Origin of the sequence: Loktanella salsilacus (genome assembly GCF_900114485.1) — a bacterium.
GTDB classification, from domain to species: Bacteria; Pseudomonadota; Alphaproteobacteria; order Rhodobacterales; family Rhodobacteraceae; genus Loktanella; species Loktanella salsilacus.
The window spans coordinates 136,150-161,126 of record NZ_FOTF01000006.1; the positions used below are offsets into that span (position 1 = coordinate 136,150).

Annotated in this window: 26 protein-coding genes; 8 read left to right on the forward strand and 18 right to left on the reverse strand. The window is 61.4% G+C overall.

Annotation, left to right across the window (positions count from 1 at the left end; all coding sequences use genetic code 11):
• Window position 1 precedes the first annotated feature (1 nt).
• The 3 genes from BM131_RS07035 to cysE are packed head-to-tail and all read left to right on the forward strand — an operon-like array spanning window position 2 to window position 5,092.
• Complete coding sequence (locus BM131_RS07035) at window positions 2-3,928, forward strand: baseplate multidomain protein megatron (protein WP_090187570.1); 3,927 nt, start codon at window positions 2-4, stop codon at window positions 3,926-3,928.
• On the forward strand, window positions 3,928-4,299 hold the full coding sequence (locus BM131_RS20815; protein WP_483869202.1) for a DUF7742 family protein: 372 nt from the start codon (window positions 3,928-3,930) through the stop codon (window positions 4,297-4,299). The genes BM131_RS07035 and BM131_RS20815 overlap by 1 nt, the downstream gene beginning before the upstream one ends.
• Window positions 4,271-5,092, forward strand: a complete 822-nt coding sequence (cysE, locus tag BM131_RS07045; protein ID WP_090187575.1) for a serine O-acetyltransferase — start codon at window positions 4,271-4,273, stop codon at window positions 5,090-5,092. The genes BM131_RS20815 and cysE overlap by 29 nt, the downstream gene beginning before the upstream one ends.
• Here the strand turns inward: cysE and BM131_RS20495 are convergent.
• The 8 genes from BM131_RS20495 to BM131_RS07080 all read right to left on the reverse strand — a co-directional run bounded on the left by BM131_RS20495 (window position 5,077) and on the right by BM131_RS07080 (window position 12,008).
• Window positions 5,077-5,268 (reverse strand): carboxymuconolactone decarboxylase family protein, encoded by a 192-nt coding sequence (locus tag BM131_RS20495; RefSeq protein ID WP_245754158.1) that lies wholly within the window; start codon window positions 5,266-5,268, stop codon window positions 5,077-5,079. The genes cysE and BM131_RS20495 overlap by 16 nt on opposite strands.
• A 3-nt stretch (window positions 5,269-5,271) precedes the next feature.
• Window positions 5,272-5,412 (reverse strand): hypothetical protein, encoded by a 141-nt coding sequence (locus tag BM131_RS20500; RefSeq protein ID WP_245754159.1) that lies wholly within the window; start codon window positions 5,410-5,412, stop codon window positions 5,272-5,274.
• Window positions 5,413-5,509: 97 nt separating this feature from the next.
• Window positions 5,510-6,847, reverse strand: a complete 1,338-nt coding sequence (locus BM131_RS07055) for a pyruvate dehydrogenase complex dihydrolipoamide acetyltransferase (protein WP_090187577.1) — start codon at window positions 6,845-6,847, stop codon at window positions 5,510-5,512.
• Between the two features lie 12 nt (window positions 6,848-6,859).
• On the reverse strand, window positions 6,860-8,239 hold the full coding sequence (locus BM131_RS07060; protein ID WP_090187580.1) for a pyruvate dehydrogenase complex E1 component subunit beta: 1,380 nt from the start codon (window positions 8,237-8,239) through the stop codon (window positions 6,860-6,862).
• A 3-nt stretch (window positions 8,240-8,242) separates the two neighbouring features.
• Window positions 8,243-9,268, reverse strand: coding sequence for a pyruvate dehydrogenase (acetyl-transferring) E1 component subunit alpha (pdhA, locus tag BM131_RS07065; protein ID WP_090187582.1), 1,026 nt, complete (start codon window positions 9,266-9,268; stop codon window positions 8,243-8,245).
• Between the two features lie 130 nt (window positions 9,269-9,398).
• Window positions 9,399-9,698, reverse strand: coding sequence for an FtsB family cell division protein (locus tag BM131_RS07070; RefSeq protein ID WP_090187585.1), 300 nt, complete (start codon window positions 9,696-9,698; stop codon window positions 9,399-9,401).
• A 119-nt stretch (window positions 9,699-9,817) separates the two neighbouring features.
• Window positions 9,818-10,696 carry a fructose bisphosphate aldolase gene (locus tag BM131_RS07075; RefSeq protein WP_090187587.1) on the reverse strand — a complete coding sequence of 293 codons (879 nt, stop codon included), beginning with the start codon at window positions 10,694-10,696 and terminating at the stop codon, window positions 9,818-9,820.
• 133 nt (window positions 10,697-10,829) lie between these two features.
• Window positions 10,830-12,008, reverse strand: coding sequence for a phosphoglycerate kinase (locus BM131_RS07080; protein WP_090187764.1), 1,179 nt, complete (start codon window positions 12,006-12,008; stop codon window positions 10,830-10,832).
• Window positions 12,009-12,136: 128 nt separating this feature from the next.
• Between BM131_RS07080 and BM131_RS07085 the strand changes: the two genes are divergently transcribed.
• Together BM131_RS07085 and BM131_RS07090 are read left to right on the forward strand one after the other, a co-directional pair.
• Window positions 12,137-12,643 carry a peptidylprolyl isomerase gene (locus BM131_RS07085; RefSeq protein WP_090187589.1) on the forward strand — a complete coding sequence of 169 codons (507 nt, stop codon included), beginning with the start codon at window positions 12,137-12,139 and terminating at the stop codon, window positions 12,641-12,643.
• Entirely contained in the window at window positions 12,636-13,184 is a 549-nt protein-coding gene (locus tag BM131_RS07090) for a peptidylprolyl isomerase (RefSeq protein ID WP_090187591.1), read from the forward strand. The genes BM131_RS07085 and BM131_RS07090 overlap by 8 nt, the downstream gene beginning before the upstream one ends.
• A 141-nt stretch (window positions 13,185-13,325) precedes the next feature.
• Here the strand turns inward: BM131_RS07090 and BM131_RS07095 are convergent, their stop codons facing one another.
• The 3 genes from BM131_RS07095 to BM131_RS07105 are packed head-to-tail and all read right to left on the reverse strand — an operon-like array spanning window position 13,326 to window position 16,119.
• On the reverse strand, window positions 13,326-14,738 hold the full coding sequence (locus BM131_RS07095; RefSeq protein ID WP_281245317.1) for a protein adenylyltransferase SelO: 1,413 nt from the start codon (window positions 14,736-14,738) through the stop codon (window positions 13,326-13,328).
• Window positions 14,735-15,187: a GNAT family N-acetyltransferase gene (locus BM131_RS07100; RefSeq protein ID WP_090187594.1), complete on the reverse strand. Its 453-nt coding sequence runs from the start codon at window positions 15,185-15,187 to the stop codon at window positions 14,735-14,737. The genes BM131_RS07095 and BM131_RS07100 overlap by 4 nt, the downstream gene beginning before the upstream one ends.
• Window positions 15,184-16,119: a nucleoside hydrolase gene (locus BM131_RS07105; RefSeq protein WP_090187597.1), complete on the reverse strand. Its 936-nt coding sequence runs from the start codon at window positions 16,117-16,119 to the stop codon at window positions 15,184-15,186. Before BM131_RS07105 ends, BM131_RS07100 begins: the two co-directional genes overlap by 4 nt.
• A gap of 165 nt (window positions 16,120-16,284) precedes the next feature.
• Between BM131_RS07105 and BM131_RS07110 the strand changes: the two genes are divergently transcribed.
• Window positions 16,285-16,569: a hypothetical protein gene (locus BM131_RS07110; protein WP_139222594.1), complete on the forward strand. Its 285-nt coding sequence runs from the start codon at window positions 16,285-16,287 to the stop codon at window positions 16,567-16,569.
• Window positions 16,570-16,617: 48 nt separating this feature from the next.
• Here the strand turns inward: BM131_RS07110 and ilvN are convergent, their stop codons facing one another.
• The 4 genes from ilvN to yghU all read right to left on the reverse strand — a co-directional run bounded on the left by ilvN (window position 16,618) and on the right by yghU (window position 21,292).
• Window positions 16,618-17,190 carry an acetolactate synthase small subunit gene (ilvN, locus tag BM131_RS07115; RefSeq protein ID WP_090187604.1) on the reverse strand — a complete coding sequence of 191 codons (573 nt, stop codon included), beginning with the start codon at window positions 17,188-17,190 and terminating at the stop codon, window positions 16,618-16,620.
• A 94-nt stretch (window positions 17,191-17,284) separates the two neighbouring features.
• Window positions 17,285-19,036 (reverse strand): acetolactate synthase 3 large subunit, encoded by a 1,752-nt coding sequence (locus BM131_RS07120; RefSeq protein WP_090187607.1) that lies wholly within the window; start codon window positions 19,034-19,036, stop codon window positions 17,285-17,287.
• 261 nt (window positions 19,037-19,297) lie between these two features.
• The gene (locus BM131_RS07125; protein WP_090187610.1) at window positions 19,298-20,374 is read right to left on the reverse strand and encodes a YihY/virulence factor BrkB family protein; all 1,077 of its coding nucleotides are present in this window, start codon (window positions 20,372-20,374) and stop codon (window positions 19,298-19,300) included.
• 54 nt (window positions 20,375-20,428) lie between these two features.
• A complete protein-coding gene (yghU, locus tag BM131_RS07130; protein WP_090187613.1) occupies window positions 20,429-21,292 on the reverse strand; it encodes a glutathione-dependent disulfide-bond oxidoreductase in 864 nt (287 codons plus the stop codon).
• A gap of 173 nt (window positions 21,293-21,465) precedes the next feature.
• Between yghU and BM131_RS07135 the strand changes: the two genes are divergently transcribed.
• Window positions 21,466-22,113, forward strand: coding sequence for a Type 1 glutamine amidotransferase-like domain-containing protein (locus BM131_RS07135; protein WP_090187616.1), 648 nt, complete (start codon window positions 21,466-21,468; stop codon window positions 22,111-22,113).
• Window positions 22,114-22,131: 18 nt separating this feature from the next.
• Here BM131_RS07135 and BM131_RS07140 read toward each other — a convergent pair whose 3' ends face one another.
• Window positions 22,132-22,977 carry an arginyltransferase gene (locus BM131_RS07140; RefSeq protein ID WP_090187769.1) on the reverse strand — a complete coding sequence of 282 codons (846 nt, stop codon included), beginning with the start codon at window positions 22,975-22,977 and terminating at the stop codon, window positions 22,132-22,134.
• A gap of 159 nt (window positions 22,978-23,136) precedes the next feature.
• Here BM131_RS07140 and BM131_RS07145 point away from each other — a divergent pair, with 159 nt between their 5' ends.
• The gene (locus BM131_RS07145; protein ID WP_090187618.1) at window positions 23,137-23,832 is read left to right on the forward strand and encodes a YoaK family protein; all 696 of its coding nucleotides are present in this window, start codon (window positions 23,137-23,139) and stop codon (window positions 23,830-23,832) included.
• Window positions 23,833-23,846: 14 nt separating this feature from the next.
• On the opposite strand, the gene BM131_RS07150 is transcribed toward BM131_RS07145, so the two are convergent.
• Both BM131_RS07150 and BM131_RS07155 read right to left on the reverse strand, forming a co-directional pair.
• Window positions 23,847-24,299, reverse strand: coding sequence for an RDD family protein (locus BM131_RS07150; protein WP_090187620.1), 453 nt, complete (start codon window positions 24,297-24,299; stop codon window positions 23,847-23,849).
• A gap of 66 nt (window positions 24,300-24,365) precedes the next feature.
• Window positions 24,366-24,806, reverse strand: a complete 441-nt coding sequence (locus BM131_RS07155) for a DUF2852 domain-containing protein (protein ID WP_090187623.1) — start codon at window positions 24,804-24,806, stop codon at window positions 24,366-24,368.
• Between the last annotated feature and the right edge of the window lie 171 nt (window positions 24,807-24,977).

Sequence of the window (24,977 nt, forward strand, 5' to 3'; positions counted from 1 at the left end):
CATGGCAACGCTGGTTCTTTCGGCCGCAGGCATGGCGCTGGGCGGATCGCTTGGGGGCTCTGTCATGGGGCTGTCGATGGCGACGGTGGGGCGCGCGGCGGGGGCGGTGCTGGGCCGGGTGATCGACCAGCGGATCCTTGGCGCAGGCAGCGAAGCGGTCGAAGTCGGCCGCGTGGACCGCTTTCGTTTGACCGGCACGGGCGAGGGCGGCGCGATTGCGCGTCTGCACGGGCGTATGCGGCTGGGCGGCCATGTGATCTGGGCCAGCCGCTTTGCCGAAAGCGCCGAAACCACAGGGGGCGGTAAGGGCGCGGGGGCGCAGCCTGCCACGACGACCTATAGCTATACCGTCAGCCTTGCGGTGGCGCTGTGCGAGGGAGAGATCGCGCGCGTTGGCCGTATCTGGGCGGACGGCGAAGAGGTGTCGCCGCTCGCGCTCAATATGCGGGTCTATACAGGGGCGCAGGACCAAGCGTCTGATCCCAAGATTGCGGCGGTCGAGGGGGCCGCCTATGCGCCCGCCTATCGCGGCACGGCCTATCGCGGCACGGCCTATGTCGTGTTCGAAGACCTTGCGCTGGGCCAGTTCGGCAACCGCGTCCCGCAGTTCACATTCGAGGTCATGCGCCCGGCACAGGACGGCGCGCCGCAGGATCAAAGCGATATCGCCCGCGCCGTGCGCGGCGTGGCGCTGATCCCGGGAACCGGAGAGTATTCGCTTGCCACCACGCAGGTGAACCTGTCGGCGGCCTACGGCGAGCAGGTCGCGATCAACGTGAACTCGCCCAGCGGAGAGACGGATTTCGCCACCTCTATCACTGCGCTGTCAGAGGAGCTGCCGGATTGCGGTTCTGTCAGTCTGGTTGTGTCGTGGTTTGGCAATGACCTGCGCTGCGCCGATTGCGAAGTCAGGCCGCTGGTGGAGCAGCAAGAGGTGGACGGCGACACGATGCCTTGGCGCGTGGCGGATACATCGCGCGGGCAGGCGGGGCTGGTGCCGCGGCAGGGCGATCGGCCCGTCTATGGCGGCACACCGTCGGATGCCTCTGTCATCGAAAGCATTCGCGGGCTCAAGGACAAAGGCTTTGCGCCGATGTTCTATCCGTTCATTTTAATGGAGCAGATGCCGGGCAATACCCTGCCGAACCCGTGGACGGGGGATGCTGGCCAGCCCAAGCTGCCGTGGCGGGGCAGGGTGACGCTGTCGCTGGCACCGGGGCAGGCAGGCTCGCCCGACCGCAGCGCGGCGGCGCAGGCGCAGGTTGACGCCTTTATGGGGACTGCGCAGCCCAGTGATTTCAGCATTGTGGATGGCGCGGTGCGCTATAGCGGCCCGTCTGAATGGCGCTATCGCCGTTTCATCCTGCACTACGCCAACCTGTGTAAGGCGGCGGGCGGTGTGGGGGCGTTCTGTATCGGGTCAGAGATGGTGGCCCTGACGCAAATCCGCGGGGCGGGCGACAGCTTTCCTGCAGTGACAGCGCTGCGGCAGTTGGCAGGCGAAGTACGTGCCATTCTGGGGCCGGATTGCAAGATCAGCTATGCCGCGGATTGGTCGGAATATCACGGCTATCAGCCCAGCGGCACGGCGGATAAGTATTTCCACCTTGATCCGCTCTGGGCGGACGAGAATATCGATTTCATTGGCATTGATAACTACATGCCGCTGTCAGACTGGCGCGATGGCACCGACCATGCCGATGCGGGCTTTGGCGCGATCTACAACCTTGATTACCTGACGGGGAACGTGGCGGGGGGCGAAGGCTATGATTGGTTCTACCATTCGCCAGAGGCCCGCGATGCGCAAATTCGCACGCCGATTACGGACGGCGACGGCGAGCCTTGGGTCTGGCGTTACAAGGACCTGACGGGATGGTGGCAGAATGATCACCACAACCGCATCGGCGGCCAGCGCGTGGCGGCGAAAACCGCGTGGGTGCCGGAAAGCAAGCCGTTCTGGTTCACCGAATTCGGCTGCGCCGCCATCGACAAGGGCACCAACCAGCCGAACAAGTTTCTGGACCCGAAGTCATCGGAGAGTCTGCTGCCTTTTTATTCCAACGGCAGCCGGGACGATTTCATGCAGATGCAGTATCTGCGGGCGATCTATCGCCACTTTGCCGCGCCGGGGGCGAACCCGCGATCCCGCTCTGCCACCTATAACGGGCCGATGCTGGATATGGCGCGGGCGCATGTCTGGTGCTGGGACGCGCGGCCTTATCCGTTCTTTCCGGGCAATGCGGCGCTGTGGTCGGATGGCGACAATTACATGCGCGGGCATTGGCTGAACGGGCGGGCGGTGTCGCGCACCCTTGCCGGTGTCGTGGCCGAGATTTGCGCAAACGCCGGGGTGACGGCGGTTGATGTCTCGCGCCTATACGGCGTGGTGCGCGGCTATGCCGTGGACAATATCAGCTCTGCCCGGGCGCAATTGCAGCCTTTGCTGCTAGCCTACGGGATAGAGGTCGCGGAACGCGGCGGCGCGCTGGTCTTTACCAACCGCGACGGTCTGCCCCTGCGCAGGCTGACGCGGGACGATCTGGCGCAGGACCCGGAACATGCCTCTGACGTCGTCATGACGCGCCAGCCGCAGGCAGAGGTCGAGGGCCGCGTGCAGGTCGGCTATGTCGACCCAGAGGGCGACTACGAGGTCGCCGTGGCCGAGGCGATCCATCCAAGCCATGCCACGACCGGCGTCACACGCAGCGAATTTGCGCTGGGCCTGACCCGGGGCGAGGGCGCGCGGATCGCGGCCCGCTGGATCAACGAGGCCGCCGTCGCCCGCGATGGCCTGACGCTGGCGCTGCCACCGTCGCAGGGCGACCTTGGGGCGGGTGATGTGATTGACCTGGACGACGGCGCGGCGTCTGGCCTCTACCGGATTGACCGGATCGAGGAGGCGGGCTTGCGGCTGGTCGATGCCACCCGCGTTGATCCCGAAATCTACGCCCCTCAGCAGCGGCTAGAAGAAGGCGCGCGTCTATCGTCCTATACCGCGCCGACACCGATCGCAGGCTTGTTCATGGACCTGCCCCTGATCCGCGGCGATGAAAGCGAGCACGAGCCGTATTTTGCAGCGACGTCGACCCCATGGGCGGGGGGCGTGGCGCTCTATGCGGCGGCGCAGGACAGTGATTATGTCCTGCAAGACGTTTTGCGCAATCGCAGCGTGATTGGCACGCTGCAAGCGCCGCTGCCACGCGGGCGCACCGGACTATGGGACCGCCAGACGCTGACCGTCAAGCTGGTCAGCGGCGCGCTGAAGGCGGTCGATCCAGAGGCGGTTTTGGCGGGGGCAAACGTTCTGGCCATCGGGGACGGGAGCGCAGACAACTGGGAAATCGTGCAGTTTGCGCAGGCGCAGCTGACGGGTAATCTGACCTATCAACTGACGGAACTGCTGCGCGGGCAGCGTGGCAGCAGCGCTATGATGCCGGATGCGTGGCCCGCAGGATCGCGCGTTGTCATCATGGATGGCCGGCCCGCGCAGATCACGATCCCCACCGCCGCGCGGGGGCGGATGCGTCATTTCCGCTATGGCCCTGTGAAACGGGCCGTCACTGACGGCAGCTATCGTCATGTGGTGGAAACGATCAAGGGCAATGGCCTGCGCCCCTATCCGGTGGTGCATCTGCGCGCAGCCCGCAGCGCTGGCGACCTGCGCTTTGCTTGGATCAGGCAAACGCGGATCGACGGTGATCTGTGGGGGCGCGGTGACGTGCCACTGGGCGAAGAAACGCAGACCTATGTCGTGCAAGTCCGCCAAGGCGATGCGGTCCGCCGCGAAGAAAGCGTGGATGCGCCCGGCTGGGTCTATACCGCCGCGATGCAGGCGGCTGACGGTGTGTCCAGCGGCTATGTGGTGACGGTGGCGCAGCTGTCCGCGCGCTATGGCACTGGTCCCTTTACGGGGATTGCGGTGGCCTAATGCGCCCGGTGCATCTGACCGATCTGGATCTTGCGGCCCGCGCCGTCTTGGCGCAGCCAGCGGGCGTGCAGGATGATGCGGCCGCCCGTCTGGTTGCCGGCGCGCGGCTGGCGGACCGGTTTCGCAAACGGCTTGGGCGGCGGCACCCGGTCTGGGGTGATGGCACAGTAGCGGCGGCAGCGATGGCCTTCGCGGGGGGCAAACTTGCGCCGCCTCAGCGCTGCGACACCGCCTATCGCCGCGCGTTGCAATCTGTTTTGACGGCATTGTCAGAAAGCGGCCCCTTTGATTTTCCGCAACAGACGCTATATCCTATGCGAGGAACGGCGAGGAAAGTTTGCAATGGCCTATATTCAGGCGAAACTTCATAGCATCGACCCGGTGTGGGAAAAGATCGGCGAAGAGGCGCGCAGCGCCGTTGCCGCATCCCCCAGCATGGGATCAATGCTGCATGCTGGTATCATTCAGCACGCAGGCTTTGACGACGCCTTGGCCTACCGAATCGCGATGAAGCTCGAATCGTCCGAAATGTCGGCGCAGAACATCCGCGATATCGCGGATGACGCTTACGCCCAGACACGCGGTTTGGTGCAAGATGCCCGCGCCGATCTGGTCGCCACGATGGAACGCGACCCCGCCTGCCACCGGCTAATGCAGCCACTGCTGTTTTTCAAAGGATATCAGGCACTTCAGGCGTTTCGCTTGAGCAACTGGCTGTGGAAAGACGGACAGTTCGACCTGGCGTATTTCGTGCAGATGCGCGTGTCAGAGGTGTTCGGCGTCGACATTCATCCCGCCGCGACCATCGGCAAGGGCATCATGATCGACCACGCGCATTCCATCGTCGTGGGCGAAACTGCCGTGATCGGCGACAACGTCTCCATGCTGCATTCCGTCACGCTGGGCGGTACCGGCAAGGAAGAGGAAAAGCGTCACCCGACCATCGGGAACGGCGTTCTGATCGGCGCGGGTGCCAAGGTGCTGGGCAATATCACGATCGGCCATTGCAGTCGGATCGCTGCGGGTTCGGTTGTGCTGCACGATGTGCCGCCGATGAAAACCGTCGCTGGCGTCCCTGCTAAAATCGTGGGCGAGGCAGGCTGCGCGCAGCCCGCCCTGTCGATGAACCATATTCTGGCGGACGAAGGTCAGACGCTCATCTGATCGAAGGCTTCTAGCGCGCGGGCTCCGTACATAAACGACGGCCCGCCGCCCATATACATCGCCACCGATATCGTCTCTGCAATCTCTTCGCGGGTCACACCTGCGGCGATGGCCGCTTTGACGTGGAAGCCAATGCAATCGTCGCACTGCTTTGCGATGCCAATCGCGATGCACATCAGCTATTTATGACGCAAACTGACGTGGCCCTCGGCAAGGGCGGCTTGCGACAACGCGCCAAAACCTTTGGCGGTCTCTGGCGCGGCCTTGCGGAATTTACCTAGGTTGGCCGACGCCTCGGCAAGGTGATTTTTCCAATCCATGAACGAAAACGGGCTCCTGTATCGCTACAGAAGCCCGTTTCGCATGATGTCTTGCGCCGGGCGTTGATCCAAATCAACGCCCGGGCCAAAGCTGGATTTAGGCCAGCATCGTCATCGGGTTTTCAAGGTTGTCCTTGATCGCATTCAGCAAGTTCGCCCCCAGCGCGCCGTCGATGACGCGGTGGTCAACGGACAGGGTGACAGACATCACCGTGCCGACGGCGAGTTCGCCATCTTTGCCGACAATCGGCTTTTTCGCGCCAGCGCCAACCGCAAGGATCGCAGAGTGCGGCGGGTTGATGATGGCGTCAAAGTTGTCGATGCCGAACATACCAAGGTTCGAAATCGCAAAGCTGCCGCCTTGATATTCATGCGGCGCAAGCTTGCGGTCGCGGGCACGGGTGGCCAGGTCCTTCATCTCGGACGACAGGGCGGACAGGGACTTCATCTCGGCGTCTTTCAGCACCGGGGTGAACAGCCCGCCCTCGATGGCGACAGCCACCGCGACGTCGGATTTTGTGAACTTCAGCGTACGATCACCGGCCCAGACGGCATTCGCCTCTGGCACCTGTTGCAGGGCCAGCGCGCAGGCCTTGATGATGAAGTCGTTGACCGACAGCTTGACGCCGCGGCCTTCCAACTGCTTGTTCAGCTGGGCGCGGAACTTCATCAGATCGTCCAGCACAATGTCGCGGCGCAGATAGAAGTGCGGCACGGATTGCTTGGCTTCGGTCAGGCGGGCTGCAATCGTCTTGCGCATCCCGTCCAGCTTGACCTCTTCAAAGGGACGCCCGTCATACATCTTGATGACTTGCTCGGTCGATGGGCCAGAGGCCATCGCCGCACCCTTCGCAGCCGCTGGCGCGTCGGCCTTGGCTGCCGGGGCCGCAGAGGCCGCAGCTTTGGGCTGGGCTGTCGCGTTTTCGACGTCCGCTTTCACGATCCGGCCTTTGGGGCCGGAGCCTTGAATGCCGGACAGGTCCAGACCCTTATCCGCCGCAATGCGCCGCGCCAAAGGCGAAGCAAACACGCGGTTACCGTCTTTCACTGGGGCCTTATCGCCCTGCGCTGCATCACCGTCGCGGCCATAGCCCTTGGCGGGCTCTTCCGCTTTGGGCGCATCGGCTGGGGCCGCGTTGGATGACGCCGCAGCCTTTGGCGCAGACGCCGCACCGATGTCATCAGCGCTTTCGCCGTCCATCAACAGCACGGCGATCACAGCGTTGACTTTCACGCCTTCGGTGCCTTCGGCGACCATGATCTTGCCGATCACGCCCTCGTCGACGGCCTCGAACTCCATCGTGGCCTTGTCCGTTTCGATTTCAGCCAGCAAGTCACCGGACGACACGGTGTCGCCCTCTTTGACCAGCCATTTCGCCAGCGTGCCTTCCTCCATGGTGGGGGACAGGGCGGGCATCAGAATTTCTGTAGGCATCGCTCTGGCTCCTTACCGGTAGGTGACTTTTTTGACCGCGGCGATGACTTCATCGACGGTCAGCAAGGCATGTTTTTCAAGGTTGGCAGCATAGGGCATCGGCACGTCTTTGCCGGTGCAGGTGATGACCGGCGCGTCCAGATAGTCGAACGCTTCTTGCATGATCACGCCGCTGATGTAGCCGCCGACGCTGCCCTGCGGCCAGCCTTCTTCGACGGTGACGCAGCGGTTGGTCTTGCGGACGGACGCGAGGATGGTTTCCGTATCCATCGGACGCAGCGTGCGCAGGTTGATCACCTCGGCGCTGATCCCGTCTTCTGCCAGCTTTTCAGCAGCTTGCAGGGCGTAAGTCATGCCAATGCCAAAGGATACGATGGTCACATCGTCGCCGGCACGTTCAATCTTGGCCTTGCCAAAGGGGATCGTGAAATCGACCATGACGGGCACATCAAAGCTGCGACCATACAGGATTTCATTCTCAAGGAAGATCACCGGGTTCGGATCGCGGATCGCCGATTTCATCAGACCCTTGGCGTCAGCAGCCGAATACGGCATGCAAACTTTCAGGCCGGGGATCTGCATGAACCATGCGGCAAAATCCTGGCTGTGCTGCGCACCCACGCGGGCCGCCGCACCGTTTGGACCGCGGAACACCATGGGTGCACCCATCTGGCCGCCGGACATATACAGCGTCTTGGCGGCAGAGTTGATCAGGTGGTCCATCGCCTGCATGGCGAAGTTGAAGGTCATGAATTCCACGATGGGACGCAGACCGCCAAAGGACGCACCGACCGCGATACCGGCAAAGCCGTGCTCTGTGATCGGGGTGTCGATGATGCGCTTGGCACCAAATTCGTCCAGCAAACCTTGGCTGATCTTATACGCGCCTTGGTATTCGCCGACTTCTTCACCCATCAGGAACACCGTGTCGTCGCGGCGCATTTCCTCGGCCATCGCGTCGCGCAGGGCTTCGCGAACGGTCGTGGATTTCACTTCCGTGCCTTCGGGCCAATCGGGGCTGGCGTCGGGGGCTTTGGGTTCTGGGTGCGACATCGCCGCCGCAGGTGCGGTTTCGGACGACTGTTCTTTGTCGGCGGGGACAGGGGCCGCTGCCTTGGGGGCTTCGGATTTCACGTCGTCCATCGACTCGCCGTCTTCTAGCAGGACAGCGATCACATCGTTGACCTTCACACCTTCGGTGCCCTCGGCCACGACGATCTTACCGATCACGCCTTCGTCGACAGCCTCGAATTCCATCGTGGCTTTGTCAGTTTCAATCTCGGCGAGGATGTCACCAGAGGCGACTTTGTCGCCCTCTTTGACCAGCCACTTTGCCAGCGTGCCTTCCTCCATCGTGGGGGACAGGGCGGGCATCAAAATTTCAGTTGCCATGGCTCAGGCCTCCTGCGGAGCTTCAGTTGCGTAGATATCGGTCCAAAGCTCTTCAAGCGCGGGCTCCGGGCTCTCTTTCGAGAATTCGGCAGCTTCGTTGACGATGGCTTTGATGTCCTTGTCGATGGCCTTCAGGTCATCTTCGGTGGCGTGCTTGCCGGTCAGCAGCATCTCGCGGATCTGCTCGATCGGGTCACGCTCGTCGCGCATCTTTTGCACTTCTTCGCGGGTCCGGTACTTCGCCGGGTCCGACATCGAATGCCCGCGGTAACGGTATGTTTTCACTTCAAGGATATATGGACCCTTGCCAGCGCGGCAGTGCGCCACGGCCTTTTCGCCAGCAGCCTTGACCGCCAGCACGTCCATGCCGTCAACTTCTTCGCCCGGAATGCCGTAGGCCGCGCCGCGTTCCCACAGGGATGGCGACTTGGTGGACCGCTGCACAGATGTGCCCATCGCGTACTGGTTATTCTCGATCACGAAAATCACCGGCAGATCCCAAAGTTCCGCCATGTTGTAGGTCTCATAGACCTGGCCCTGGTTCGCCGCGCCGTCGCCGAAATAGGCAAAGGTCACGCGGTCGTTGCCAAGGTATTTGTCGGCGAACGCCAGACCGGCACCTAGTGGCACCTGCGCTGCCACAATGCCGTGGCCGCCGTAAAAATGCTTTTCCTTCGAGAACATATGCATGCTCCCGCCCTTACCCTTTGAAAAGCCGCCCTCGCGGCCCGTCAATTCGGCCATGATCCCCTTGGGGTCCATGCCGCAGGCCAGCATGTGGCCGTGGTCACGGTAAGATGTGACGCGCTTGTCGCCTTCCGAGGCAGCAGCCTCTAGGCCGACGACGACCGCTTCTTGTCCGATATAAAGGTGGCAGAAGCCACCGATCAGGCCCATGCCATATAGCTGGCCCGCCTTTTCTTCAAAACGGCGGATCATCAGCATTTCGCGGTAATGACCCAGCAATTCCTCGGCAGAGACGTTCGCCCCGCGTTTTTGCGAATTGGTATCTGGCTTCTTCGGCGGCATGGTCGCTCCCTCTGCGCTAGAACAGATAGTTTAGTGTTAAACTAACTAGGGATGATAAAGCCTGAAGTGACGTAAGGCAATCCGATCACGCGGATTTATGCACGCCGCCTGTGTCCGGTGCTGGCTACGGTTATTGAATGACGATTTCGTCGGTGCGGACCATGCCCAGCACATCGCGCGCCTGCTCGTCCAGCAGGTCCAGATCAAGGAAGTCATCTGACAGGCGTTTCGTCAGATTCTCCATGCCATCCAGTTCGATCTGCAAAGCCGCCAGTTCGATTTCCAAGGCCTGCGCTTCGGCGTCCACTTCGGCACGTTTAAAGATGCCATAGTCGCCTTGAATGGCGGCAAAGGTGAAATACAGCCCCAGCATCAGGGTCAGCAGGAAATAGATTAAGGTGCCCAAACCGGGGCGGCTGCTCTCGTTCATACGTGCCTCACTCGCGCCTCTGACGGGCGCATTGCAGGCAAAATTGCATACCTAAGCGGGCGGTAAAACAGCCTTTTCGCCACGGTTGCAAATTGAATTGCAACCGTGGCACGCAAGACTCAGCCTGCGATGGACGCGGCGTGGATCGTGTCGATCGTCTTGGCAATCGCGACGTTAAATTCATCGTCGGACTGCTGCGCCGACAAATCCTGCGTCAGCGCGCGGCTAAAGCTGGCGATGATGCCGGGGTTGATTGCAAGGCGGCGGGTCGCCTCGGTCAGATCATAGCCACCGGACAGGGCGACGACGCGCATGATCTTGGGGTGATCGACCAGCGGCTGATAGGTGCCGGCGACCTCTGGCAGGGTCAGCTTGATCATGATCTCAGCGCCCTCTGGCACGGCATCAAGGTGGCGCAGCACGCTGTCTAGCAGCATCTGTTCCGCCTCGGCCTTGTCGGAAATGCTGATCGTCACTTCGGGCTCTAGGATCGGCATCATGTCGTGCGCCAGCACCTGATTGCCGACCTCGAATTGCTGCGCGACGATGGCATCAATACCAGCGGCATTGGCGGCATGAATGACCGACCGTTCCTTGGTGCCGAACACACCAAGCGCATGGGCGCGGTCCAGCAGCGCATCCAGACCCGGCATTGGCTTCATCATCTGAACGCCATTCGCTTCGTCTTCTAAGCCTTTGTCGATCTTCAGAAAAGGCACGACGCGCTGCACGCTCCACAGGTGCTCTGCCGCAGGCTGGCCTGCGAACTGGCGGTCCATCGTATCCTCGAACAGGATCGCGCTGACGACTTGATCGCCGTTAAAGGTTGGGGCTGCGACGATCCGGGCGCGCATCGCATGGATCATGTCGAACATTTCCGCGTCAGAGCCAAAGGCGTCTGCGTTCACGCCGTAAGCGGCCAGCGCCTTCGGGGTAGAGCCGCCGCTTTGGTCCAGTGCTGCGATAAAACCGTTACCCGCGCGGACCTGCGCTGCCATGTCCTTGTTCACACTATCACTCCCGTAGAAATTGCTTAGGCAAAATGCCCCCGGCCATTGCATAGGCAGGGGGCAGCGGAGTGACAATTATGGTTGCGCTAACGCTAAGCAGTGATAGCGCTAACGCGTAGGTTTAGTCCGAAAGAGCGGCAACACCCGGCAAGGTTTTGCCTTCCATCCACTCCAGAAACGCGCCGCCAGCGGTGCTGACGTAGGTGAAATCGTCCGCCGCACCTGCCGCGTTCAGCGCTGCAACCGTGTCACCGCCGCCTGCGACGGAAATCAGCTTGCCGTCCCGCGTCAGGTCAGCCGCCGCTTTGGCAGCCGCGTTGGTGGCGGCGTTAAATGGTTCGATTTCAAACGCGCCCAGCGGGCCGTTCCAGACCAGAGTCTTGGCCCGTTCCAGCGCCTGCACGATATGCGCGACAGAATCGGGCCCAGCGTCCAGAATCATTGCATCGGGCGGGCAGTCCTCGGTCTTGACGGTTTCATTCGCGGCACCTGCCTTGAATTCACGCGCCACCACCACGTCGCGGGGCAACAGAATCGCGCAGCCCTTTTCCGCAGCCTTGGCCGCGATATCACGGGCAGTTTGCGCCAGATCATGCTCGCACAGCGATTTGCCAACATCGATGCCGCTGGCCGCAAGGAACGTGTTCGCCATGCCGCCGCCGATGACCAAGACGTCGACTTTTTCGACCAGATTGGACAGCAGGTCGAGCTTGGTCGACACCTTCGCGCCACCAACAACTGCCACGACGGGGCGTTCGGGGCTACCAAGCGCCTTATCCAGCGCCGACAACTCTTCTGCCATCAGGCGGCCAGCGCAGGCGGGCAGCAGGTGCGCAAGGGCTTCGGTGCTGGCATGGGCGCGGTGCGCGGCGGAAAACGCGTCGTTGACATAAACATCACCAAGGGACGCCAGACGCTGCGCAAAACCTGCGTCATTCGCCTCTTCACCGGGGTTAAAGCGCAGGTTTTCCAGCAGGGCCACATCGCCAGCCGCCAGTTTGCCAACCGCTTCGCCGTAGCCGCCGTCGATAAAGGTGACGTCCAGGCCCAGCGCGGCGGACAATGCCGGCACGATCTGCGCCAGCGACATTTCCGGCACGACCTTGCCCTTGGGACGGTCAAAGTGCGCCAGCAAGATCGGCGTGCCGCCCTTGGCCAGAATATCCTTAACCGTCGGCACGATGCGGTCGATCCGTGTGGTGTCGGTGACTTTGCCGTCTGCGACAGGCACGTTAATATCCACCCGCACCAGCACGCGTTTGCCGTTCAGGTCCATGTCATCAAGGGTCTTCCAAGCCATATTGGCCTCCATCCGCTGTTTGACGGTATTCCTGTGGCAAGGTTGCGCCCGCGTCAACCGGGCGTGTCTTGGCATCGGGGCGCATCCACCATATGTCATCCTCAAGTTTTCAACAAAGAGGTGCCCCAATGGCCGATATCAAAGATCCAGAAAACACGATCATCATGACCCTGAAGGACGGCGACGTCGTCATTCAACTGCTGCCCGACGTCGCCCCCAAGCACGTTGAGCGCATGAAAGAACTGGCCCGCGCTGGCGCATATGACAACGTCGCATTCCACCGCGTGATCGACGGCTTCATGGCGCAGACCGGCGATGTCGAGCATGCGAACATGGAAAAAGACTACAACCCCGGCCGCGCTGGCACTGGCGGTTCTGATATGCCCGATCTGCCTGCAGAGTTTTCCAAAGTGCCGCACGCCCGCGGCGCACTGGGTGCGGCACGTTCCGCCAACCCAAACTCGGCCAACAGCCAGTTCTTTATCAGCTTCAAAGATAACGATTTCCTGAACGGCCAATACACCGTTTACGGTCATGTCATCGAAGGTATGGCCCATGTCGATGCGATCGCCAAAGGCGAGCCGCCCCGCAACCCCGACCGCATGATCTCGGTCAAGGTGGCTGCCGATGTTTAAGCTGGCAGCAGCGCTGACCGTTCTGGCTGCGCCTGCGATGGCGGACGGTCTGGACATCACGGTCGCGGGTCAGGCCAACGGCACGATCCACATCGATCTGTTTGAAGACACCGCACCGCTGCACGTCGCCCAGATCGAGGCGATTGCGACTGAAGGCGGCTATGACGGCGTCGTCTTTCACCGCGTGATCGAAGGCTTCATGGCCCAGACTGGCGATGTCGAATTCGGCAAGGTCGACGGCGATACAGCCCGCGCTGGTATGGGCGGGTCCGAATTGCCCGACATCAAGGCCGAGTTCAGCAACGAGCTGAGCTTTGACCGCGGCGTCGTCGGCATGGCCCGCAGCCAGAGCCCGGATTCGGCGAACAGCCAATTCTTTATCATGTTCGCGCCCGGCCCATTTCTGGACGGCCAATACACCATCGTCGGTCAAGTCACCGAAGGCATGGATGTGGTCGATCAGATCAAGCTGGGTGACGGCCCGAACGGGTCCGTGACAGGCGCGCCTGACGTGATGACCAAGGTTGTCGTGACCGAATAAACACTACGGTGTTTTAATAAAACGGAGCGGGCCCTGCGGGGCCCGTTTTGCTGTCTGCGATGGATGGTTCTGATGCAGGCATCTGTGCCAGAGGCGCGGGTAGGAGCCTCCGGCGGGGATATTTTTAAAACAGAGAGACGCTCAGGTTCCGCAGAAGGTGGCGGTGACGACCTCTTGCATGGTTGGCGGTTTAGCGAATGGTGCGCGGCCAGCGGTCAGCGGATCAAAGGGGTGGGTGACGGCGCGCAGTAGCGCATGAAAAGGGGCCATGTCGCCGGCGGTGGCGGCGGAGATCATCGCCTCGATCTGGTGATTGCGCGGGATGATCTGCGGATTGGCGCGTTCCATGATCTGCGCGTAATCTGGGGCGCGGCGCTGTTCCCAATCGCCGACCCACGCGGCAAAGGCGTCGCGGTCGGTAAACTGATCTTGCGCATGTGGCCCGGCCAGATTGGCAAAGGTATTGGTGAAATCAGCGCCGTCTTGCGCCATCAACGTCAGCAGGCGCTGGATCAGGTCCGCGTCGGCAGGTTGTGGGTCGCTCAGGCCGATCTTTGCCCCGAAGACCTGCACCCAAGCCGCCTGATAGAGGTCCGAGAAATGGTTGATCCGCTGCGTGAAATCCTCGATCGCGGCGTCTTGATCCGGCATCAGCGGGATCAGCGCGGTGGCCAGTTGCGCCAGGTTCCAGACCGCTATTCCGGGTTGGTTGGCATAGGCATACCGGCTACCGCGATCAATCGAGCTGAAGACTTGGGCCGGGTTATAGGCATCCATAAAGGCGCAGGGGCCGTAGTCGATCGTCTCGCCGCTGACGGCCATGTTGTCAGTGTTCATCACGCCGTGGATAAAGCCGAGGCCCATCCACTGTGCGATGAGCTGCGCCTGCGCGGCGACAATTCCGCTGAGCAGGGCGGGGATGCCGTCTGCATCCGGGTAGTGGCGCGCGATGACGTGATCCGCCAGCGCTTGGAGCGCGGGGATGTCTTGCCGCGCGGCATGTATCTGAAAGCTGCCGACGCGGATATGGCTGCGGGCCACGCGGGTCAGGATGCCGCCGGGCAGGGCGGCCTCTCGCATGACGTCTTCTCCGGTTGCGACGGCGGCGAGGGCGCGGGTGGTGGGCACGCCCATGGCGGCCATCGCCTCTGACACCAGATATTCGCGCAGCACAGGCCCAAGCCATGCGCGGCCATCGCCGCCGCGGCTGTAGGGGGTGCGGCCGGAGCCTTTGAGCTGGATGTCGCGGCGGATGCCGTCCGTGCCAATGACTTCGCCCAGCAGAACGGCGCGGCCATCGCCCAGCTGCGGGTTCCAGTTGCCAAACTGGTGGCCGGCATAAAGCTGCGCCAGCGGGGCGCTGCCGTCTGGCACCACATTCCCCGACAGCACCCGCAGGGCACCGTCACTGGTGAGCCAGTCCGCGTCGATCCCCAACTGCGCGGCCAGATCCGCATTGACGGCCAACATCTGCGGCGCGCGCACCGGGGTCGGGTCCTGCGCTGTAAACATCTGCGGCAGCAGGCGCGAGAAGCTGTTGTCGAAGTCTATCACAGCGGATCCGTCATCATGCGCACATCGCGGACCGGGCGAAATCCGGCGCGGGTGCAGAACCGCGCGGCGGCGTCTGGGTCAGCGGGGGGCAGGATGGCGTGCATCGCCTGCATACCCGCGCGGCCCAGATTGACGGCGACGGCGTGCAGCACTTCTGTGCCGATGCCGCGTCCCCGGACCGAGGGGCGGATGTAGCATTCCTCGAGCCAGCCGACCATGCCGCCATGGGCCATCGACCAGCCGAAGGTCACCATGACATAGCCAAGCGGGCTGCTTTTCGGGCCAATGAGCCAGACCGCGCCAAGGGGCGAGCCGTCCAGCAGCGGGCCGGTCACTTGTGCGCGGTGCGCGTCGTCATAGGGCAGCGCTGCGTCCGCGTGATAGCGGGCCATCAAGTCCATGACGCGTTCGGCCTCAGTCGGACCGGCAAGGGCGATTGCGGTGCTCATAGCCGGGCCAGACGGTCGGTCAGCAGGGCAAAGAAGCCGTCGGCGTCCAGATCCCCCATGAACATCGCGTTGGGCGCGCGGTCCGTGACGCGCCACCAATCGGCGACGGTCATGCCGAGGGTCAGTTCAGAGCCGGTTTCCACCACCACATTGACATGGCGGCCTGTGAAAAGCTCTGGTTGCAGCAGATAGGCGATCACGCAGGGGTCGTGCAGCGGCGCGCCTTCGGAGCCGTATTTTTCCTTGTCGAAGCGTTCGAAAAAGTTGGTCCATTCGGCAACCATATCGCCCACGCGGGTGCCCATGGCGCGGAACGCGTCGACGCGGGCCTGTGTTGTCAGCGCTTTATGCGTCACATCCAGCGGCATGACGACCAGCGGCACCCCAGCTAAGAAGACTTCGGCAGCCGCCTCTGGATCGACGTAGATGTTGAATTCGGCGGCGGGCGTGATGTTGCCGACTTCGAAATAGGCGCCGCCCATCAGGACGATTTCCTGCACGCGTTCAATGATATCGGGCGCTTTGCGAAAGGCCTGCGCGATGTTTGTTAGCGGGCCAAGCGGGCACAGCGTGATCGTGCCGCTGGGTGCGCTGCGCAGGGTGTCGATGATATAATCAACGGCGTGTTCCGCCTGCAGCGGCATGACGGGGTCCGCCAGTTGCGGGCCATCAAGGCCAGTTTTGCCGTGCACATGCTCTGCCGTGACCAGCTTGCGCACCAGCGGCGCATCGCAGCCCGCATAGACCGCCATATCGCTGCGCCCGGCCAGTTCGCACACAATGCGCGCGTTCTTTTGCGTCAGCGCCAGTGGCACATTGCCCGCCACGGCGGTGATGCCCAGCACCTCCAGCTCTGGCGAAGCGAGGGCGAGCAGGATCGCGACGGCGTCGTCCTGTCCGGGGTCGGTGTCGATGATAATCTGGCGGGGCATGCGTTTTCCTTGCGATTTGGCGCAGTGTGGCGGGGTGGACGGGCAGGGGCAAGGGGGCCGTGTGGTCACGCGCAAAGGCTTGCACACCCATTTTGGACCTAAGCGGAACGAATGCTGCCCGGCATGCGTTTGCAAGGTATAGATTTTCAACAAAAGGTGACTGTTATGACCAAATTATCAACCGCTCTGCCCGCTCTTGCTGCCCTTGCCCTGACCTCTGCCTGCGCGGGCACGGGTGCGATTGACGCTGGCAACGGTCTGTCAAAAACGCTGGATCAGATGCAGCTGCAATACCCCGGTATGACGCAGGAAATTTATGCGTCCTTTGACGCCGATGGGAATGGATTGCTGGATAGCTTCGAACAACAGGCCGTGTTTCAAGAATCGTCCAGCTCCGACGGTATCGGTGGCACCGCGGGCGCGCTGAGCATGGACGCTGTCCCGTCCTAATACATCGCAAGGACTGATCCGGCGCAGCGCCGGATCAGTCTGTTTTGTTTAAACGTGGCTTTCCTTGCCCCGCGCAAGGGCGGCAACGCCGGTACGGGCGACCTCTTGCAGGCCAAGCGGGCGCATCAATTCGGAAAAAGCGTCGATCTTTTCAGGCGTGCCGGTGATTTCGAACACAAAAGACTGCAACGTGCTGTCCACGACGCTGGCGCGGAAAATATCGGCAAGGCGCAGCGCCTCGACCCGCGCTTCGCCTTGGCCCGCGACCTTTAGCAGCGCCAGTTCACGCTCGACCGACGGGCCGTCGACCGTCAGGTCGTGAACCTCGTGCACAGGCACGATCCGGCCCAGCTGCGCCTTGATCTGCACGATGACCTGCGGGGTGCCGGTGGTCACAATCGTGATCCGCGACAGGTGCCCGGTGTGGTCGATTTCGGCGACGGTCAGGCTTTCGATGTTATAGCCGCGTCCGGCAAATAGCCCGATGACGCGGGCTAGAACCCCTGGTTCATTCTCGACGATGACCGCCAATGTGTGCCGCTCGATGGTATCCCCAAAGGTTGAGCGGAGGTCATAGGCGGAATGGCTGCTTGCGCCTTTTTTGATGTTCAGTGCCGACATGTTCGTATCCTTATGTCTCTGGCGAAAAGGGGGGGGCGAAGACTTTTCACTGCGAAAAGTCTTCTGGGGTCAAATGCCTTCATTACGAAGACGTTTAGACCAGCACTGCCCCTGTTGCCGTGATCGATCCTTGCACCTGCGCATTGGCCAGCAGCATTTCGTTATGCGCCTTGCCCGACGGGATCATGGGGAAGCAGTTTTCGTGCTTTTCCACCAAGCAGTCAAAAATGACCGGGCCGTCATAGGCAATCATTTCCTTGATTGCTTCGTCCAGATCGTCGGGGTTGTCGCAGCGGATGCCTTTGGCACCAAAGGCTTCGGCCAGTTTCACGAAATCAGGCAAGGCTTCGGACCAAGACTGGGAATACCGCTCTCCGTGCAGCAGCTGCTGCCACTGACGCACCATGCCAAGGCGTTCGTTGTTCAATATGAACTGCTTCACCGGAAGGCGATACTGCATCGCCGTGCCCATTTCCTGCATGTTCATCAGCCAAGACGCTTCGCCGGCCACGTTGATCACAAGGCTATCGCGGTGCGCCATCTGCACACCGATCGACGCAGGTGTGCCGTAACCCATGGTGCCAAGGCCGCCCGATGTCATCCAGCGGTTCGGGTCCTCAAAGCCAAGGTACTGCGCGGCCCACATCTGGTGCTGGCCGACCTCGGTCGTGATGTAACGGTCGTGGTCTTTGGTCAGTGCCTCAAGCCGGGACAGGGCGTATTGCGGGCGGATGATCGGGCCGTCCTGCGTAAACCCAAGGCAATCCTTGGCGCGCCATTCGTTGATCTGCTTCCACCACTTCGCGACGGATTCTTTCTCGGTCTTGCGGCCTTGGGCCTTCCAGACCTTCAGCAGGTCTTCCAGCACGTGGGCCACGTCGCCAAGGATCGGCATATCGACTTGGATCACTTTGTTGATCGAAGACGCATCAATATCGATATGCGCTTTCGTCGACTTGGGGCTGAACGCATCAAGGCGCCCCGTGATCCGGTCATCAAAGCGCGCGCCGATGTTGATCATCAGATCGCAGCCGTGCATCGCAAGGTTTGCCTCGTAGGTGCCGTGCATGCCCAGCATGCCCAGCCACGCAGGACCGGACGCTGGATAGCAGCCCAGACCCATCAAGGTGGACGTGATGGGAAAGCCTGTCGCCTCGACCAGCTCGCGCAGCAATTGGCTGGCCGCGGGGCCAGAGTTGATGACGCCGCCGCCGGTGTAGAACAGCGGGCGCTTGGCTTTGGCCATCGCCTCTGCCAGCTCGGTGATCATGGCGATATCGCCTTTGACCTGCGGCGCATAATGCGACTTGCGCTTGGACTTCTCGCTATAGGTGCCATTGGCGAACTGCACATCCTTGGGGATGTCGATCAGCACGGGACCCGGACGGCCAGAGGTCGCGACGTGGAACGCCTCGTGAATGGTATTGGCCAGCTTATCCGTATCTTTAACCAGCCAGTTATGCTTGGTGCAGGGGCGGGTGATGCCAACGGTGTCGGCTTCTTGAAAGCCATCGGTGCCGATCATAAAGGTCGGGACTTGGCCCGTCAGCACGACGATAGGGATACTGTCCAGCAGCGCGTCTGTCAGGCCGGTCACGGCGTTTGTCGCGCCCGGGCCAGATGTCACCAGCGCCACGCCGGGTTTGCCGGTGGACCGGGCATAGCCTTCGGCGGCGTGAACTGCGCCTTGTTCGTGGCGGACGAGCACGTGCTGAATGCTGTTTTGCTGAAAGATCTCGTCATAGATCGGCAGAACGGCACCGCCGGGATAGCCAAAGACCACCTCGACCCCTTGGTCGATCAAAGCCTGCACCACCATTTTCGCGCCAGTCATCGTCTTTGTCATCGTCTTGTCCTTGTCAGCGGCACATCGCCTTTGGTCGTATCGCACAAAAAAGCCCCCGTGTTTGGCGGGGGCGCATGGGGAACCTGAATGGTCAAACCGTCACCGGCCCATGCGCGTCTTTCCTAGAATGAGTACGACCGTTTTCATGCGGGTTTCCTTTGCATAAAGGTGTTCTAGGCGGCGATTGCGGCAGGGTCAACCGCCGCAATGGAGAAAATGTCGCCGCCCGCACATTTTTCGCAACATTCGTAAAGCGCAGCGCTACTTTTCGCGTTTTGCGAAAAGCGCAGCCCCCGCCAGAAGAAATAATCCACCAACCGACAGCTTTGACCCTTTGCGCGTGACAGGAGCGGGGCGGTTTTCTGGCGCAGGATGCGCGTCCGACTGCTTCGTTTTTTGCGCGGGTGTATCCGCAGCATGACCACCTTCCAGCAGGTCCGCATCGGCGGTGTTTGGGTCTGTGCTGGCGGGGCTTGGGTTCTGTTTGGCTTGTGCTTCGATCTCCGAGTCGATCTCGGCCCCCAAAAGCACGATATAGGCGGACAGCCACAGCCACATCAGCAGGATGATCACGCCGCCCAGCGCGCCAAAGGTTTCGTTATAGCTGCCAAAGTTGCTGGCATAGAACCCAAAGGCCATAGACCCCAGCAGCCACAGGATGCAGGCAATCGCAGCACCCGGCGTGACCCAGCGCCAGCGGCGATCGGTGCGGGCGGGGCCATAGCGGTACAGCACCGCCAGCCCAGCGGCGACTAAGATGAGCACGACAGGCCAGCGCACCAGCATGACGAACCATTCGGTGTCAGCGGGCAGGCGCAGAAAACTTAGGACAATCGGAATCGCAACCAGCACAAGGACGATGCCGAAAAACCCTGCGATCAGTCCCAGCGTCAAGCTGCCTTTGACCAACAGAGTGCGCAGAAAACTGCGGGGTTCAGTGACGTCAAAGGCGACGTTCAGCCCCTCGATCAGGGCGGCCATGCCAGCGGTGGCGGAATAAAATGCCGTGCCTAGACCAATGATCGCAGCAAGGCCGAGGCCGCCGCTGTCGCTGCCGGCGACGGATTTTGCCTGATCAATGACGATCTGCGCAGCCTCTGTCGGGATGAAACGGGTCAGGGTTTCCAGCTGGGCGACGATGGTGGCCGGGTCGGTGAAAAGCCCCGCAAGGGCCATTGCCGCCACCAGCCCCGGAAAGATCGCAAGCAGGCCGTAGAATGCACAACCTGCTGCAATTAACCCGACGTGGTCTTCGCCAAGTTCGGAAAACACACGCTTGAGCAGCGCAAGCCACCCCTTGGTCGAAATATCGGCGGGGTGGGCGGTGGCACCGGGCATAACACATCCTTGATCATTCTGTGATCAATGCCCGGCGCCCCCGCCTGGTTCCGCTTATTTCGCGTCTTTGCCAATCTTGTCTTGGGTTTGCGTGTCAAAGTCGCTGGCGGCGTGACGCTCATGCAGCTGCTCTGACGGCTCTCCAAAGGGACGGTTGACCATGCGGCCGCGCCGGTAAGCGGGGCGGTTCATCACGGTATCGGCCCAGCGCTGCACGTTGGTATAGGTGTCAGCCTCTAGGTATGCGGCGGCGGAATAGACCTCGTTCTTGACCAGCGAACCAAACCACGGTGCCGTCGCCATATCGGCGATGGTGTAATCCGCGCCGCTCAGGAATTCGCGGTCCGCCAGATTACGGTCAAGCACGTCCAACTGGCGCTTCACTTCCATCGTAAAGCGGTTGATCGGGTATTCGAATTTTTCCGGCGCATAGGCGTAAAAGTGGCCAAAACCGCCGCCCAGATAAGGCGCAGAGCCTTGCAGCCAGAACAGCCAGTTCATCGCCTCGGTCCGCGCTTTGCGGTCCTTGGGCAGGAAGGCGTCGAATTCTTCGGCCAGATACATCAGGATCGACGCGCTCTCAAACACGCGGGTGTCGGTTTTAGTGTCCAGCAATGCGGGGATTTTCGAATTCGGGTTGATGTCGACAAAGCCCGATCCGAACTGGTCGCCGTCACCGATCTTGATCAGCCATGCGTCATATTCCGCGCCGCTATAACCCGCCTCCAGCAACTCTTCGAGCATGACTGTGACCTTCACGCCATTCGGCGTCGCAAGCGAATGCAGCTGGAAACGATGCTCGCCGCGGGGCAGCACTTTGTCATGGGTCGGGCCGGCAATAGGGCGGTTTGTCTTGGCAAATTCGCCGCCATTTTCGGCGTCCCAAGTCCAAACCTTGGGCGGGGTATAATCGGTCATCGAAAAGCTCTCCTGTCTTGCGTTACGCGTTAGATAGGGCGCCGCGCGCAGAACGCAAAGTGCGCGGGTGCTGTGGTGGCTGTGCGCAAGGGGGAACGGTCCGCAATTTTTCTCTCTTGCCTGCGGGCGGCTAAGGTGCAGAAATGCCGTATTATTTTAGGATTACTTAACCAATGCGTCTTTTTCTATCGTCCCATCGCTTTGGTCACCATCCGGATGCCTTGGTGCAGCTTGCAGGCCAGCGGCGTAACACTTTGGTGATTGGCAATGCGCTAGACTATATCCCCGCCGCCGCCCGCGCGGTTTATACCGCCACGACCTATGACCCGGTGGCCGCGCTGAACGCCATCGGCTTGCCTGCCAGCTGGCTGGACCTGCGCGATTATATTGGCGCGCCCATTCGTCTGCATGACCAGCTTAGCACCTGCGGGATGGTTTGGGTGCTGGGTGGCAATGCCTTCGTGCTGCGCCGCGCGATGCGGGCTAGCGGTTTTGACGGGGTGATCCACAGCCTGCTGTCGCAGGACGCCTTGGTTTACGGCGGCTTTAGCGCAGGCGCGATTGTCGCAGCGCCCAGTCTGCGGGGCCTTGATCTGATGGATGATCCAAAGGTCGGCACCTTTGGCGATGAAGCCATATCTTACGAAGGTTTAAACCTGTTCCCCAAATCTATCGTGCCCCACGTGGGTTCCGGCCACCGCGACAGTCCGGGCGCTGACCGCGCTGCGCATTGGCTGACCGATCATGCGGTGCCGTTTGTGGCGCTACAAGACGGGCAGGTGATGTTGGTGAACCATGATGACGGCACATTGCTGGCCTAGGCCGGACGGCCTGCGGGCCTAAGGCGCGTCGTCTGCGGTGCGCACAATACCCGCGCCGTGGGGCAATTTGATCCGCGCGACCTGCTCTGCAATCGGGTCAGTGGACAGCGGGTGCAGGGCGGAATCGTATCCCTCTGGATCGCCGATGTCGGACCACGTGCCGCCGCGAAACACCTCTAGCGCGTCATAGTTCGCCTTATAGCCCATCTTGGGGCTGCCGGGCACCCAATAGCCCAGATAGACGTAAGGCAGGTTCAATTCGCGCGCGACGGCGATGTGGTCCAAGATCAAAAAGCTGCCGGGGCTGCGCGGCTCAAGCTCTGGCGCAAAGAAGGAATAAACCATCGACAGGCCGTCATCCAGAATGTCGGTCAGGCACGCGGCCACAGGGTCCGGATCGCCCGTCGCCGTGTCGGTGTATTCAATCAGGCGGGACCGCACTGGCGTTTCTTCGACCATGGCGGCGAATTCGAACATATCCATATCCGCCATGCCGCCCGTCGCGTGGCGCGCGTCCAGATAGCGGCGGAACAGCTCGTACTGCTCTTCGGTCGCCCAAGGCGACGTGGCCCGGCGTTTCAGCGTGGCATTGCGTTTCAGCACACGGCGCTGGCTGCGGCTTGGCTTGAAATCTGCAACCCGTATGCGGGCCGACATACAGGCAGAGCATTCGGCGCAGCTGGGCCGATACAGCACGTTTTGCGAGCGGCGAAAGCCTTGCTTGGACAGCGTGTCATTCAGCGCGGATGCGGATTCGCCCTGCAGGGCTGTAAACAGCTTCCGCTCCATCCGGCCCTCTAGATAAGGGCAAGGCTGCGGGGCCGTCACATAGAACTGCGGCGTGGTGGGAAGCATATGGCGCATGTCGTAAGATTGTAGCGTGACGCTGCCGCTGACAAGCCCCCGATGCTGGGGATTTATGCAATAGGCGAAAATCGCCAAAGCTGCGCAGATCGCAATCGGCTTTCGCAGGTAGGGGCTGTCCCGTATCATCCCCCTTTCACCAAACGAGATGATTGCACCATGTTGATCAGAGTCGGCGACGCACGTCCCGCGCATATCGATCTTGTTCTTGCGGGGCTTTTGTCCTCGATCGCGGGGGCGCTGAACGCTGCGGGGTTTTTGATTGCAGGCGCGTTCACGGCGAATATGACCGGCAATATCTCGGCCTTTGCGGATAACCTCGCGGGCGGGTCGGCCCTGCTTGCGCTCAGTTTTGCAGGGCTCGTCCTTGCCTTTATCTGCGGCGCAGGCATCGCCGCCTTCGTTATACAGATGGGAGAGCGCAAACAGGTCCGGTCAATCTATGCCGTCGCCATCGTGGCAGAGGCTTGCATTCTTTTGCTCCTCAGCGCCGTGCTTGCGCTGTTGCCGCTTGGCGCGCAGCAACCGTTTCTGGTGGTCGTCCTCAGCTTTGTGATGGGGCTGCAAAATGCGGTCACAACGATGATTTCACGCGCACGCGTGCGGACCACGCATGTGTCGGGCATGGCGACCGATATTGGCATCGAACTTGCGGCGATGGTCGGGGGGGCGCAGCTGCGGCGCGCCGCCTTGCCAAAGCTAAGCTTGCACAGCCTGACCCTTGGCTGCTTTGCCATCGGCGGCATTTGCGGGGCGGTGCTGCTTGGGGTGGTTGGCTATTGGCTATTTGTCATTGCGGCTGTGCTTCTGTTACTTATCGGATTGCCCGAAGCCCTGCGCGCCAAGCGTGCCTAGACCCAGCCTTGGCCTTAGCCCGGCCGATTGATCGCCGCCGTGCCCAGCATCGTATCACTTAGGCCTTGGCCGCGCGGGGTCAGCGCCATCATGCCCATGCTGATGAATTGCAGCGGCATCGCAGCGACCGACACGGTATAGCCCAGCGTATGAAACAGCGCGAGCGTGCCATTCAGCCGCGCACCCGTATGATCGCGCAGCTCGATCCCCATCAGCCGCATGCCCCACGTGGCAGAGCGGCCAGCGATGGTGAACCAGCGATAGGTAAAGCCGACCATCAAGATCAGAAACGGAAAGAAAAACAGCGCCGTAAAGGCTGTAAACGGCACAATCAGGATAGAGGCGATCAGCACCAGCGACGCATCAACAACCCATGCCAGTGCGCGTTTCAGCGGCACGCCCGTATAAAAATCGGCGTCAGCATCTGGGTCGGGCAGGGCGGTTAGCGTGTCAGCGAAGGCGGTCATGGGCGGGTCCATCCTTGTGCAAAGTAGGGTCGCGGCCCCGCAAATCGGGGCCGCCAAAGGGGCGATTTACTTGTCGCTTTGCGGCTCTTTTACAGCCGTATCACCGGACCGGTCCGCCATAAACTGGTCAAACTCGGCTTTGTCCTTGGCATCACGCAGCCGGCCAAGGAAGGCTGCAAAGTTGTCCTGCTCTTCTTGCAGGCGGCGCAGCGTGTCTTCTTTATAGGCGTCAAAGGCGCTGTTGCCGGATGACTGCATCATGCTGCGACCAAAGGGGCGTGCGACGGGGCGGATATTGCTAGCGCGGGAAAACATACGTTTGCTCCAGATCATATAGGCAAGAAGGGCCAGGCCGACAGGCCAGACAAGCACAAAGCCTGCGACCATTGCGGCAATCCAAGCGCCGCGGCCGCGGGCATCAAGCCAAGCCTCGGCGCGGCGGGCCCAGGCCATTAAACCGCCGGATTGGGGGCCGGACGCTTGGGGGTATGTGGGTGTCGAATACATCGGGGTTGCTCCTGTCGGGTTAATGTAAATGCTTTTCACATTACCGATATGTGGATGCGGATGCGTGCTCGCAAGGCCTGATGTAAATGATTTTTACATTGCCAGAAATTTTCATTTTATATCAGTTTCTTGTAGGTTTTATTAATTTGGGGCGTCCATGCCCCGCACGGT